We start from the raw sequence: 12,754 nt of genomic DNA on the forward strand, positions 1-12,754 counted from the left end.
CATTTCTGATGTTCGGTTGATGGCGCAATCCCCTGACGACCCGCTCGCTAGTCCGAGCTGCCGGTGATCAGGGGCTGATAAGAAGGAGAAGGAGCGCGGGAAGCAGCAAAAGGCCAGCAGCCAGCACCAGACGGGCCTTCAAGGCCTCGGTCTGTGCAATCGCAATGGCTTTGGCGCGGCGGCGCTGCATCGGGTACGCTCGGGTACGCTTGTCGTTGGCATGAACAATGCGCGAAACCGCCCGGCGGTGCAAGACCGGCCGGGGGGATAATGTTACTTTTTTGTGCTTCGCTGGCGGCTCGGCGCGCCGCCCTTCAGTTGAAGGCCAGCACCGCCGACAGCAAGACACCCAGGAAAGCCAGCCCGGTGATGCGATGAGCCGTTTCGGCCCGGTGGCCAGCCTCGGCATCGCCGCTCTGCGACTTCTTGAACTGGATGCCGCCATAGATGATGGCCGCCAGCATCAGCGCCACCAGCACCATCTTGATCCAGAACCAGATCGAGGCGCCGCCCAGCCCCCCATATTTGAGGAACAGGATCAGCGGGCCGGTCACGAGCAGCGTGACCATCGCCACCTTGCCAACCTGCGCCAGCGTGTTCATCACCCCGAAATAGCCGGCTCTCTGCTCCGGCGTGGCGGACCCAATTCGTCCGCCAATGACCGGCCCAACCACAGAGTTCGAGCCGCCGGCCACGAACGCTATGATATGCACCCAGATGAGTAGATTGATGACGATCTCCATCGCCGCTCCCCCTGCCTTGTCCCGCGCCGGATATTAGCACCGGCGCGGCATAGAGGAAGTGGTCAATCGAGGTCCAGCACGCCCTCGCCCACCACGACGGCCTGCCCGCCAATGGCTCCGTGCTGCAGCATGTCGTTTTCCTTGCGCAACTGCATGGTGATGCGACACGGCCGCCCCATCTCATGCCCCTGGCGCAGCACGAAGTCGGACTGACCTGTGCCAATCGCCTGTTCGGCCAGCAAACCGATAAGGGCAGCGGCCGCCGAACCGGTGCCCGGGTCCTCCCCTATATCCATGCCGAACATGCGAGCCGCGATATCGTTGTCCTTTTCCTCAGGCGTCAAGGTGAAGACATAGGCCGAGTGGTGTTCGTGATGGAACACCTCGTTCCACGCGCTCCGGTTGATTGTGATCCGCTTGAGCACTGCGGCATCCCGGACCGGGATCAGGTGAAAGGTCACACCGGCGGAAAACACGGCCGGCTTGTAAACATCGCAGCCAATGTCCTCGACCTCGATCCCCAACGCCTGGGCAATACCCAGCCGGTCCGGTAGGTCGGCGATGCGCAGCGGGAGACGCGGCAAGGTAAAGCGCGCTTCCCCCGTCCGGCGGTCGATCCGCTCGAACAGGGCCGTCACCAGCCCCACCTTCTCTTCCATCCGAATGGCCGAGGCCCGGCTGTTAAGACCCAGGGTCACCGCAGCACCCACAGTCGGGTGTCCGGCAAAGGGTAACTCCTGATAGGGCGTGAAGATGCGCAGCGCCGCGCTGTTGCGTTCGTTCTGCGGCTTGCAGATGAACACGGTCTCGCTGAGATTGAACTCCCGCGCGATGGCCTGCATTTCGTTGTCCATCAACCCGTCTGCCTTGGGCACCACGGCGAGCGCATTGCCCTTGAGGGCGTTGCGGGTAAACACGTCGAGGATCAGATAGGGGAGTTTCAATTGGCGACCTCAGGCAGGGCATAATCGGCGCGCGGCTTGCCGAGATGATCACACAGCGCATCGACGGCCACGCCGTGATCCCTGCGTCCGGGCAGGCCGGAAATGGTCAAAGCGCCAACAATGCCGGCCCCCGGCACGCTTATGGGGAAGCCCCCACCGGCAATGACATAGTCGGCCGGATCGGCACCCGACTGCACCGGAAACGGCTCTTCGCCGCGCTCCAGCACCAGCCGATAGCTGGCGCGCTGGAAGCGGCGGACGGAGTTGACCTTGCGCCGCACCCATTCGGCATTGTCGGCAGTTGTGCCCGGCGTCGCCGAGAAGAACAATTGCCGGTCCCAGGTCCTGATGTCCACGACCAGCGACAGGCCCTCCTCCAGTGCCCGGTTCCGGATCATGGAGCCGATCTCGAACGCGATCGCCTCGCTGAATTCGGGCAGTACAAGTTCGGTTTCCTGGCGCTTGACCAGCGCGATCTCGTCTTGGTTGTCCATGTCTCAATCCTGATGGGAGCGGGTCCAGGCCTCGAAAAGCGGCGTCCGGTCGGCGATGCCCTTGTCGAAATTGGCGAGCGCGGGATCGATGTCGACCCAGCCGGCCTTGCTGTCGGTCCAGATATTTCCCACCGGACGCGTCCAGTCCATATTGTCCAGCGACCCTGCGCGGACCACCTTGATGCCACCTGCGGGCGGCACATTCCACAGCCAGGTGTGACACTTGGCACAAAAGTTCATGGCTATGACATTGCCGCTGTCGGCCTTGCGGTCATAGACCTCGGTGACACCGGTCAGCACCTCGAAATCGTCTTCCCTGACGATCATCGACATGGACCATGCCGCGCCCGAATAGCGCTGGCAGTCCTTGCAATGGCAATTGTAGACGCTGAGCGGCGACGCCTTCAGACGATACCGCACCGCTCCGCAGGAGCACCCACCCTCGACTGGAAATTCCGGCAACGCCATCTTGCCCTCCCTGTTGTGCCGGACGGTTCTAGGGCAGTTGCGTGTTGATTTGAAGTGTAGCCGACGGTCTTCCACCTAGCGCACCTCCCGCGCCAGGGACGCAACCCACTGGGCCGCTTCATGACCGTGAACGGTGGCCGCCCGCACCAGATCGTCAAAATGCCGGGCCATCAGGCGGACATAGTGCGGAGCGGTAAAGGCGAGATAGCGCTGCCCTACATAGATTGCCACGCGATGCTGTCCATAGACCGAGAAGGGCACGGAATAGAGCTCGCGCTGGTCGAAAGCATAGAGCCGCGCCGATGGATAGAATTCCTCCAGCGCCGCCGCCATGGCCTCCAGCTGCCGACGGCGCACATCAGCGGGCAGGCCTTTCCATAGCCATTCCCCGGCGACAAAGCTCTCCATCACCTGCACCGGCAGCGCCATTTCCATGTCGGTATCGAGACGGCGCAACAGCGCCAGCTGCGCCTCGGAATCGCTGATCGCCTGGCGCGGCGTGCGGCGGACCGCCGTCTCATATTCGAACTGATGGACATCGTCGGTCTTGAAGATATCGGGCAGTCCAGCCGGCACGTGTCGAATCTTGGCGCCGAGAACCTCTGCCGTCCATCGCTGCACCTGCTCGTCGACCGGATGGCGCGCCGCCTCGGTCATCTGCACGGCCTGTTCGAGGATTTCGCTCGCGGCACCCCGGTGGTTGGAGAGACCAAGCAGCCAATCCGAGGAAACCTGCAGCGCCGCGGCGATTTCGGCCAGCGCCTGTCCGCTGGGCAGGCGAGGCTCTTCGGCGACCAGCAATTGCGACACCGTGGACCGATCGAGTCCGGCCGATTGCGCCAGTCGCGTTTGCGACCACCCTGCCCGATCCACGGCATCGGTCAGTCTTTGCTTGAAGATTTCGGCCCGTTCACGCTTGTCCATTTGCAGGCTTTTGCCACGCTTGGTGATAGAAAACAACAAAAGCGGCAGAACGCACCAAACTGTCGCAGGACGTCACCACTCCCACCTTGTCTCCCCGCCCGCGGACTGACATCAGCACTGCCAACAGCACTCTATCACCCCCGCAGCACAGGAGGATAAGCTTGGAAAGCCCTGCCCGTTCCATCGTCAAAGCCATCACCTGGCAATTGCTGGGCCTGGTCACCATGACGGCGCTGGCCTGGCTGGCAACCGGGAGCCTGGCGGCGGCTGGCGGCCTCGCCATCTCTGGCGCGCTTTCCGGCTTCGTCTGCTTCATCCTGCATGAACGGCTCTGGGCGCGCATTTCCTGGGGCCGCGGTCCGCAATAGAAAAAGGCGGGTCTGCAGACCCGCCTTTCAATTCAGTCGAACAGAGCGCCTTAGTTCTTGGCCTTGTCGACCAGCGCGCCGGCCTTGATCCAGGGCATCATGTCGCGCAGCTTGCCGCCGACTTCCTCGATCGGGTGCTCGTCGGCCAGGCGACGGGTCGCCTTGAAGCGGGCGCCGCCGCCGGACTTGATTTCCTGCATCCATTCTGAAGTGAACTTGCCCGACTGGATGTCGTGCAGCACGCGCTTCATCTCGGCCTTGGTTTCCGAGGTGATGATGCGCGGGCCGGTGACATATTCACCCCACTCGGCCGTGTTCGAAATCGAGTAGTTCATGTTGGCAATGCCGCCCTGGTAGATCAGGTCGACGATCAGCTTCACTTCGTGCAGGCACTCGAAATAGGCCATTTCCGGAGCGTAGCCGGCTTCCACCAGCGTCTCGAAGCCGGCGCGGATCAGCTCCACCAGGCCGCCGCAGAGCACGACCTGCTCGCCGAACAGGTCGGTTTCGCATTCCTCGCGGAAATTGGTTTCGATGACGCCCGAACGGCCGCCGCCAACGCCCGAAGCATAGGCCAGGGCGATGTCATGGGCATTGCCCGAAGCGTCGTGATGAACGGCGATCAGGCACGGCACGCCGCCACCCTTCTGGTATTCGCCGCGCACGGTGTGGCCCGGGCCCTTCGGCGCGATCATGATCACGTCGACGGTGGACTTGGGCTCGATCAGGTTGAAGTGCACATTGAGGCCATGTGCGAAGGCAAGAGCAGCGCCATCGCGGATATTGGGCTCGATGTGCTCCTTGTAGATATCGGCCTGCAGCTCGTCGGGCGTGAGCAGCATGATGACATCGGCCCAGGCAGCAGCCTCGCCAACGCTCATCACCTTGAGGCCTTCGCCCTCGGCCTTCTTGGCCGAAGCCGAACCCGGCCGCAGGCCGACGGCGACATTGGTGACGCCGGAATCGCGCAGGTTCAGCACATGGGCATGGCCCTGCGAACCGTAGCCGATGATGGCCACCTTCTTGGATTTGATGATGTTGAGATCGGCATCACGATCGTAATAGACGCGCATTGGGGGTCTCCCTGAAAAGCGATTTTGATTTAGCTGTTTGCCTTGGTCCCGTAGAGGGCCAGGAACTGATCCGCCGCGGTCTTCACATCGGCTTCGATGTTGGCCTCGACATTGGATTGGGTCAGGCCCTTGTCGCCGAGAAGCAGACGGATCTGCACGTCGCGCACAACCAGGCCGAAAAAGGTGCGATAGGCTTCCTCGCTGCTGGGGAAGCGCAGGAGGCGCGCGTCACGGGCCGCCTCGAGAATGGGCTTGAGCCGGCGCCGGATCGCCATGGGGCCGTTTTCCAGCACGATATTGCCCAGATCGTCCTTTTCCTGCGCCGCATGGGTGATGGCAGTGCGGTTGAGGGTGATCGAGACTTCACCGATGATGGTGGTGAGCAGGTCGCGGGCGAACTGCTCCAGACTGGCGCGCAGCGCCTTGACGTTGATATGGCTGCGATCGACAAACGGCATGCGCACCTTGGCCGCCTGCCATTGCACGGTTGCCGTCAGCAGCCCGTCGCGATCGCCAAACCACTTGTAGAGCGTTTCCTTCGAGCAGGAGGCGCGGCGCGCCACGGCCGTCATGGTCAGCCCGTCGCCGTTTTCGACGAGCAGATCGAGAGCCGCCGTCAGCACGGCCTGCTGCCGCGGCGTAAACGTCTCTTCATTGACCTTGATGGCCAGGGCCACGGGAACCTCTCCCACTCCAACGGCAGCCGAACGCCTCGCCGTATTTCCGTTCGATGGCGTACCGTACGGTACGGTTCGTTGCAAGTGGAATTTTCGCCATCTGGTGCTTTGGGCAACAATGCACGCCTCCAGATATCAGACGCGTCAGGGCGCCGGTCGGCCCAGGGCTTCCGGTTCTGCATTTGGACGTATCCCGAGGCGCGTGCGTCTCAGTAAGATTTAGTAGATAGAGACGTCGCCGCCCTAGCCATTCGCGCGTAGCGCTTATGGCCTTTTCACCTCAAATCTCTCCACCGGAGAGATTTGCCCTTCGGGACGGATCAAAGTACCGGTTTTTCGTAAAGGTCTCGGTCCCCATTGAACGCTCGTCGCAGGGTGACCGCTTCCTGGACGCGCAACTGGAGCGACCCAGCTACGCCCGGCTCCCCCCGCAAAAGTTCGCTGCAGTCCGTCCGCGCGGGAGTGATGGGGCGATTATGGGGGAGGATGGAGGGGGCGGGGATAAAGTTCCTTATTGGATACCCCGCCTGCCGGTTCCCCCCCCTCGACCGGTCAGCTCGAGGCGTCGCCCCGCAATCATCCGGGGGCCGCGCCTTGCCACAATCTGGGCACGTCAGTCTCCTAGACACCGGCATCCCGCGCTATAGAGGCCTCAGATGCCCACAGATACAACAAGCCTCCTCATCCTCGGCACTGGCGCCGCGATCCTGCTCTGGCTGGTCTTTTCGGTGATGAAGAAGCTGTTCGGCCTGGCACTCATCGCGGCCATCGCCCTAGGCATCTACCTGCTGTGGACAAATCCCGGGATGATGCGCCAGGCGCTGGACTGGGCCGGGCTGGCCTAGCCAAAGGCGGGCGGCGTCAAACCGCCTGCAGGCCGATGGCAATCCCCTGCCCCACGCCGATGCACATGGTGGCGAGGGCCCGGTTGTTCCCCGACAGGCTGAGCTCGAGCGCAGCGGTGCCGGTGATGCGGGCGCCGCTCATGCCCAGCGGATGCCCCAAGGCAATGGCACCACCATTGGGGTTCACGCGACCATCATCCTCGGCAATGCCCAGATCACGCAACACGGCAATGCCCTGGCTGGCAAAGGCCTCATTGAGCTCGATGACATCGAAATCGGCCTGGGTGAGACCGAGGCGCGCGAAGAGCTTCTTGCTGGCGGGCGCCGGGCCCATGCCCATGATACGAGGCGGCACGCCGGCCGTGGCGCCGCCCAGAATGCGGGCGATCGGGGTGAGGCCATGCTTTTTCGCAGCGGCCTCCGAAGCGATGATCAGTGCGGCAGCACCGTCATTGACGCCTGAGGCGTTGCCGGCGGTGACCGTGCCATTGGGGAAGAGCGCCCGCAACTTGCCCAGCGTCTCCAAAGTGGTGCCGGCGCGGGGATGCTCGTCGGTGTCGACGACGATGGGTTCGCCCTTCTTCTGCGGGATCGTCACCGGCACGATCTCCTGGCCGAGCCGGCCGTTCTTCTGGGCTGCGACGGCCTTGTCCTGGCTGCGCACGGCAAACGCGTCCTGTGCTTCGCGGCTCACGCCGAATTCCTGGGCCACGTTCTCGCCGGTCTCGGGCATGGAATCGACGCCGTAAAGCGCCTTCATCTGCGGGTTGACGAAGCGCCAGCCAATGGTGGTGTCGTAGATTTCGGAATTGCGTGAAAAAGCCGTTTCCGCCTTGGGCAGCACGAAGGGTGCGCGGCTCATGCTCTCGGTGCCACCGGCGATGATGAGGTCCGCTTCGCCAGACTTGATCGCCCGCGCCGCCGCGATCACCGCATCCATGCCCGAGCCGCAGAGCCGGTTGATGGTGGTGCCGGTGACGCTCACCGGCAGTCCGGCCAGCAAGAGGCTCATGCGCGCCACATTGCGATTGTCCTCGCCGGCCTGGTTGGCATTGCCGAAGATGACATCGTCGACCGCTTCCCAGTCGAGCGATGCATGCTCGGCCATCAGCGCCCTCAATGGAATGGCGCCGAGATCATCGGGGCGAACAGCGGAGAGCGCGCCGCCAAAGCGGCCGATGGGGGTGCGCTTGTAGGCGCAGATAAAGGCTTCACTCATCTCACAACTCCGGGGCGACGAGGTCGCCGATCTGCTCGGGCAGCACCAGTTCGGCGCCGGTCACGGCCTGCAATTCGTCAACGCTCATATTGGGCAGTTTTTCGCGCAGCACGAAGCGCTGGTTCTCGATGTCGAGCACTGCAAGGCTGGTATAGACGCGGGTGACGCAGCCGACGCCAGTCAGCGGCAGGGTGCACTTTTTCACCAGTTTCGGCTTGCCGTCCTTGGTGACGTGGTCGGTGATCACCGCGACGCGCTTGGCGCCATGGACCAGGTCCATCGCCCCGCCGACAGCCGGCACGCCCTTGGGGCCGGTCGACCAATTGGCGAGGTCACCATTCTCGGCCACTTCATAAGTGCCCAGGATCGCCACGTCGAGATGCCCGCCGCGCACCATGGCAAAGCTGTCGGCATGGTGGAAGAAGGCCGCGCCGGGACGAAGGGTGATGGCCTTCTTGCCGGCATTGATGAGATCCCAGTCCTCTTCGCCCGCGGCCGGCGCCTCGCCAAAATTGAGCACGCCATTCTCGGTGTGGAAGATCGCCTGCTTGCCCGGCGGCTGGAACTTGGCGACCATTTCGGGGAAACCGATGCCCAGATTGACATAGGCGCCGTCCTCGATGTCCTGCGCGGCACGCCAGGCGATCTGGGCGTTGGAAAGCTTCTGGCTCATGAATAGGCCACTCCTTCGCGCATCAGGGCTTCTTCCTGCTTGGGGTCGCTGACTTCCACCACGCCATCGACGAAGATGCCGGGTGTCACCACATGCTCGGGATCGATGTCGCCGGGCTGGACGATCCGAGTCGCCTGTACGATGGTCCTGGCGGCTGCAGCCGCCATCAAAGGCGAGAAATTGCGCGCCGCCTTGCGATAGGTGAGGTTCCCCAAAGTGTCGGCCAGTTCGGCCTTGATGATGGCGACGTCGGCCTTGAGCCAGCGTTCCTGCACATAGTGCTTGCCGTCGAACTCGGCCACCGGCTTGCCCTTGGCGACATCGGTGCCATAGCTGGCCGGGGTGTAGAAGGCGGGGATGCCCGCCCCCCCGGCGCGGATGCGCTCGGCCAGTGTGCCCTGCGGCACCAGCTCCAGCCCGATCTCGCCGGCCAGATACTTTTCGGTGAAGGCGCGCGGATCGGCCGAACGCGGGAAGGAACAGATCATCTTGGTAACCATGCCCGCGTCGATCATCGCAGCGATGCCGATGCGGCCATTGCCGGCATTGTTGTTGACCACTGTGAGGTTCTTCGGGCTTCCCGTCGCCTTGAACCGATCGATCAGCGCGTGAATGAGCTCGATCGGTGCGCCGGAGCCGCCAAAGCCGCCCACCATCAGCACCATGCCGTCTTCAATGCCCGATACCGCTGTCGCCAGATCGGGGACCGTCTTGTCCATCAGCTTCTGGTCCTCTCATGAGCCCGATTGCATGGCCTTGAAATACGCCTCGGGCGCACTTGTGGGCAATTGACTTTGTGCGATATACTGCATTTGTTGACATATCGCACAAATTGAGGCCGGTCATGCTGGAGCGCGACATCATGGGCGGATTGGCCAAGGGGCTTTCCGTCATCGAGGCCTTCACGGCCGACAAGCCGCGACAGTCGATCGCCGAGGTATCGGTGGCATCCGGGCTCGACCGGGCGACGACGCGGCGCTGCCTGCTCACGCTCGCGCATCTGGGCTATGCCGATTATGACGGCAAATATTTCACGCTGACGCCGCGGATCCTCCGCCTTGGAACCGCCTGCCTTGCAACCATGCCCCTGCCCCAGCTCGTCCAGCCGCTGTTGGACGCCCTGTCCGACCGCCTGGGGGAAAGCAGCTCCGTATCGATTCTGGATGGCGCCGAGATCGTTTATGTAGCGCGCGCCGCGCAGCGAAAGGTCATGTCGATTGGCCTGATGCCGGGCTCGCGCCTGCCTGCCTATTGCACCTCGATGGGACGGGTATTGCTTGCCGCCCTGCCGCCTGAAGACGCGACGGACAGGTTGGGGAGGCTTCCATTGATTGCCCGGACGCGGTTCACGCGTACCGATGTCGACGCGATCATGTCCGAAGTCGCAGCTGTCCGTAACCAGGGATATTGCCTGATTGACCAGGAGGTGGAGATCGGCCTGCGCTCGATTGCCGTGCCGCTCGTCAATGCCCGTGGCAAGACCGTAGCGGCCATGAATGTGGGACTGCCGGCGACGCAGAACAGCGTCAGCGACCTGCTCGACTACCTTGCGCCGATGCTGTCGGTGCAGACCGAACTCAAGGCCTTGTTGGCCTAGCCGAGCCGGCGGGCAAAAAAGTCCAGCACGGCCGCGCGCATGCGGGGCGTTTCCTGGTGCCCGATGCCCGGCTCGCTGAGGAATTCGAGCATGCCGGGTTCCCCTTCATAGGCCGGGCGCAAATCCTCCAGAGCCCGGGCGACCGCTTCGGGCGGGCTGAAATGATCGGCCTCGCCCACGCAGATCAGCTGCGGGCGCGGCGCGATCAAGGCGGCGATGCTGCCGCCATCGGCCTCCCGGAGCAGGCCCGGCACGGTGAGATAGATGCCGTGGCCGTCATGGGCGCCCAGGGCAATCATGGTGCGGAAATCGGCGAAACAGCACAGATGCGCCACGGCCGCGATGCGCTTGTCGATCGCCGCGAGCCAATAGCTGAGCACGCAGCCCATGGAGAGACCGAAGGCGCCGATGCGCGTGGCATCGACATCGTCGCGCCCGGCCAGATAGGTCAGCGCGCCCGCATGATCGGACAGCATCTGCCCGAAAAGCGACTTGCCATACCAGAGCAGCGCCTTGGCGGCCGAACCTTCGCTGACGCTGGCCCGCTCGCCAAACACGGGCATGTCGATGCTGAGGGTCACATAGCCGGCCCGCGCAAAGACCGGGCCCAGGGGGCTGACCAGATATTCCCGCCCGTCGAGCAGCTCGCGCGCGCCGATGGCGTAGCCGCCCCCATGGGAATGGCCATAGAGAATGGCGGGCAAGCGCCCCACTGCCGCCGTGGGCCGGGTCAGGATGCCGCGCACGTCCTCATCCCCGATCCGCAGTCGCAAATGTTCGATCGTATAGTCCCCGCTGGGCTGGATCTGCCGCGACAGCAGGGTGACGCCCCTGTCCTCGAACCCCAGCAGTTCACGAAAACGGTCAGCAGTGACAGGCATTTGTGGCTCCGGCTCGGACAGGCATTGCGCAAGCCTAGTCATGGAAATGCGTCTGCCGCAACACAGCTTTTAATCATCGGCACTTGCCGATGAATGGCAAAAGGGGCATGTAGGACGCCTTCTATCCAGCCCTTCCCCGGCCAAGGAAATTTTCATGTCCAAGCTTCTCTCGCCCGTCACCCTGCGCGGCCTCACCCTGCGCAATCGCACCGTTGTAGCGCCCATGTGCCAGTATTCCGCCATCGATGGCTTCGCCAATGACTGGCACTTCGTGCATCTGGGGCGCTTCGCGCTGGGCGGGTTCGGGCTGGTGATGGTCGAGGCGACGGGCGTGGTGGCTGAGGGGCGCATTTCCTATGGCGACCTGGGTTTGTGGAAGGATGAACAGATCGCCCCGCTCGCTCGCATTGTCGACTTCCTCCACAGCCAGGGCGCGGCCGCGGGCATCCAGCTGGCCCATGCCGGACGCAAGGCCTCGACACCGGTCTCCTGGCACGGCCCCGAACAGCTGGCCACCGAGGCCCAGCGCCGCGCCGTGGGCTACGAGCACTGGCAGCCCGTGGCCCCCAGCGCAGAATCGCACGACCCCGACGATCCGAACTACCAGGTGCCGGCCGCGCTCGACGCCGACGGCATCCGGCGCGTGATCGACGGTTTCGTCGCCGCGGCCCTGCGCGCCGAAAAGGCCGGCTTCGACACGGTCGAAATTCACGCGGCCCATGGCTACCTGCTCAACCAGTTTCTGTCGCCGCTCGCCAACCACCGCACCGACGCCTATGGCGGCAGCCGTGAAAACCGCATGCGGCTGGTTCTCGAGATTGCCGAAGCCGTGCGCGCCGTCTGGCCGGCTGACAAGCCCCTGCTGGCCCGCCTCTCGGTCAGCGACAACGCGCCGGGCGGCTGGACGCCGGAGGACAGCGTGGTGCTGGCGCGGGAACTCAAGGCGCGCGGGGTCGATGCGATCGATTGTTCCAGCGGCGGGCTGGCCCAGGGACGCATCGCCTCCACGGCTGCCTACCAGGTCCCCTTTGCCAGGGCGGTGAAGGAAGGCGCAGGCATCCCCACCATGGCCGTCGGCCTGCTCGGGGACGTGGCCGCTGCCGAGACGATCCTGCAGAGCGGCGAAGCCGATTTCATCGCGCTGGCCCGCGGCGCGCTCGACGACCCCAATTGGGCGGTGCATGCCGCCCGCGTGCTCGACGAGGACTATTCGCTCTGGCCGGTGCAGGAGCGGCGCGTCGAAGGGCGCGACAAGGTGCTCGGCGTCCGCGCATAAAACCTCTGGACGGTCACCGGGCGAACCAAATTTCGCCCGGTTCTGGTCCCTACCCTTGCGGCCTGCTTCGCCGATGACCAAGTGAGACCGAAGCACGGGAGAACGACATGGATACCAAGGCCGCCATTTTCGCACTGATGACCGTGTGGGGCGTGGGCGCCTGTGTCACGGTTCCCGCGCTCGCCCAGGATGACGATGCGGCCGCCGAGGAACGCGAGGGCGGGGACGACAATCCCCTCCTCAACCGCGTCTGGGTCAAGCAGGGCGATGCCTCCGCCCTGCCCAGTGTCATGCACATCTTCCTCGCCGATGGCACCTTGGTGTCGGACAGTTGCTGGGAAACCTACCGGCTCTCGACTTGGCACCAGGTTTCGGACACGGAAATTTCCTGGGAAGAGGACGGCATGACCATCAGCGCCGACATCGCCTCGCTCAGCGCCGATGAACTTGTGCTCAACCTCAAGCTCGTCGGCGGCGCCGAGGAACAGCGCTTTGCCCCCGCCAGCGTCCCCTATCTCTGCCCCGACATGGAAAAGTAGCGCCGCACCGGCCCCACCCTTCCCCCTCGCAGC

General features: G+C 63.9%; 16 protein-coding genes. 5 read left to right on the plus strand and 11 right to left on the minus strand.

Annotation, left to right across the window (positions count from 1 at the left end):
* Positions 1 to 314: 314 nt before the first annotated feature.
* The 5 genes from K1X15_RS11870 to K1X15_RS11890 all read right to left on the minus strand — a co-directional run bounded on the left by K1X15_RS11870 (position 315) and on the right by K1X15_RS11890 (position 3,573).
* The gene (locus tag K1X15_RS11870) at positions 315 to 743 is read right to left on the minus strand and encodes a CopD family protein (RefSeq protein ID WP_220303813.1); all 429 of its coding nucleotides are present in this window, start codon (positions 741 to 743) and stop codon (positions 315 to 317) included.
* A 62-nt stretch (positions 744 to 805) separates the two neighbouring features.
* Positions 806 to 1,687, minus strand: a complete 882-nt coding sequence (locus tag K1X15_RS11875) for a PhzF family phenazine biosynthesis protein (RefSeq protein ID WP_220303814.1) — start codon at positions 1,685 to 1,687, stop codon at positions 806 to 808.
* Complete coding sequence (locus K1X15_RS11880) at positions 1,684 to 2,181, minus strand: heme-degrading domain-containing protein (RefSeq protein WP_220303816.1); 498 nt, start codon at positions 2,179 to 2,181, stop codon at positions 1,684 to 1,686. The genes K1X15_RS11875 and K1X15_RS11880 overlap by 4 nt, the downstream gene beginning before the upstream one ends.
* Positions 2,182 to 2,184: 3 nt before the next feature.
* Positions 2,185 to 2,649: a GFA family protein gene (locus K1X15_RS11885; RefSeq protein WP_220303817.1), complete on the minus strand. Its 465-nt coding sequence runs from the start codon at positions 2,647 to 2,649 to the stop codon at positions 2,185 to 2,187.
* Between the two features lie 75 nt (positions 2,650 to 2,724).
* The gene (locus tag K1X15_RS11890; RefSeq protein WP_220303819.1) at positions 2,725 to 3,573 is read right to left on the minus strand and encodes a helix-turn-helix domain-containing protein; all 849 of its coding nucleotides are present in this window, start codon (positions 3,571 to 3,573) and stop codon (positions 2,725 to 2,727) included.
* Between the two features lie 161 nt (positions 3,574 to 3,734).
* On the opposite strand from K1X15_RS11890, the gene K1X15_RS11895 reads away from it, so the two are divergent.
* Positions 3,735 to 3,941: a DUF2061 domain-containing protein gene (locus K1X15_RS11895; protein WP_220303820.1), complete on the plus strand. Its 207-nt coding sequence runs from the start codon at positions 3,735 to 3,737 to the stop codon at positions 3,939 to 3,941.
* A gap of 50 nt (positions 3,942 to 3,991) precedes the next feature.
* Here the strand turns inward: K1X15_RS11895 and ilvC are convergent, their stop codons facing one another.
* Entirely contained in the window at positions 3,992 to 5,014 is a 1,023-nt protein-coding gene (gene ilvC / locus K1X15_RS11900) for a ketol-acid reductoisomerase (RefSeq protein WP_220303821.1), read from the minus strand.
* A 29-nt stretch (positions 5,015 to 5,043) separates the two neighbouring features.
* Positions 5,044 to 5,691, minus strand: a complete 648-nt coding sequence (locus tag K1X15_RS11905; RefSeq protein ID WP_220303822.1) for a TetR/AcrR family transcriptional regulator — start codon at positions 5,689 to 5,691, stop codon at positions 5,044 to 5,046.
* Positions 5,692 to 6,347: 656 nt separating this feature from the next.
* On the opposite strand from K1X15_RS11905, the gene K1X15_RS11910 reads away from it, so the two are divergent.
* A complete protein-coding gene (locus tag K1X15_RS11910) occupies positions 6,348 to 6,536 on the plus strand; it encodes a hypothetical protein (protein WP_220303823.1) in 189 nt (62 codons plus the stop codon).
* A gap of 16 nt (positions 6,537 to 6,552) precedes the next feature.
* Here the strand turns inward: K1X15_RS11910 and pcaF are convergent, their stop codons facing one another.
* Genes pcaF through K1X15_RS11925 form a run of 3 tightly spaced genes read right to left on the minus strand, consistent with a single transcriptional unit; the run spans position 6,553 to position 9,147 of the window.
* Positions 6,553 to 7,755, minus strand: a complete 1,203-nt coding sequence (pcaF, locus tag K1X15_RS11915; protein WP_220303824.1) for a 3-oxoadipyl-CoA thiolase — start codon at positions 7,753 to 7,755, stop codon at positions 6,553 to 6,555.
* Between the two features lies 1 nt (position 7,756).
* Positions 7,757 to 8,428, minus strand: a complete 672-nt coding sequence (locus tag K1X15_RS11920; RefSeq protein ID WP_220303826.1) for a 3-oxoacid CoA-transferase subunit B — start codon at positions 8,426 to 8,428, stop codon at positions 7,757 to 7,759.
* Positions 8,425 to 9,147 carry a 3-oxoacid CoA-transferase subunit A gene (locus K1X15_RS11925; protein WP_220303827.1) on the minus strand — a complete coding sequence of 241 codons (723 nt, stop codon included), beginning with the start codon at positions 9,145 to 9,147 and terminating at the stop codon, positions 8,425 to 8,427. Before K1X15_RS11925 ends, K1X15_RS11920 begins: the two co-directional genes overlap by 4 nt.
* Before the next feature lie 125 nt (positions 9,148 to 9,272).
* On the opposite strand from K1X15_RS11925, the gene K1X15_RS11930 reads away from it, so the two are divergent.
* Positions 9,273 to 10,025: an IclR family transcriptional regulator domain-containing protein gene (locus K1X15_RS11930; RefSeq protein WP_240549474.1), complete on the plus strand. Its 753-nt coding sequence runs from the start codon at positions 9,273 to 9,275 to the stop codon at positions 10,023 to 10,025.
* On the opposite strand, the gene K1X15_RS11935 is transcribed toward K1X15_RS11930, so the two are convergent.
* Positions 10,022 to 10,906, minus strand: coding sequence for an alpha/beta hydrolase family protein (locus K1X15_RS11935; protein ID WP_220303828.1), 885 nt, complete (start codon positions 10,904 to 10,906; stop codon positions 10,022 to 10,024). The two genes, K1X15_RS11930 and K1X15_RS11935, sit on opposite strands and share 4 nt — an antisense overlap.
* Before the next feature lie 154 nt (positions 10,907 to 11,060).
* Between K1X15_RS11935 and K1X15_RS11940 the strand changes: the two genes are divergently transcribed.
* Both K1X15_RS11940 and K1X15_RS11945 read left to right on the plus strand, forming a co-directional pair.
* On the plus strand, positions 11,061 to 12,182 hold the full coding sequence (locus K1X15_RS11940; protein WP_220303829.1) for an NADH:flavin oxidoreductase/NADH oxidase: 1,122 nt from the start codon (positions 11,061 to 11,063) through the stop codon (positions 12,180 to 12,182).
* A gap of 107 nt (positions 12,183 to 12,289) precedes the next feature.
* Positions 12,290 to 12,721, plus strand: a complete 432-nt coding sequence (locus K1X15_RS11945; protein WP_220303830.1) for a hypothetical protein — start codon at positions 12,290 to 12,292, stop codon at positions 12,719 to 12,721.
* Positions 12,722 to 12,754 lie beyond the last annotated feature (33 nt).

It is taken from the genome of Devosia salina, assembly GCF_019504385.1.
Taxonomy (GTDB): domain Bacteria; phylum Pseudomonadota; class Alphaproteobacteria; order Rhizobiales; family Devosiaceae; genus Devosia; species Devosia salina.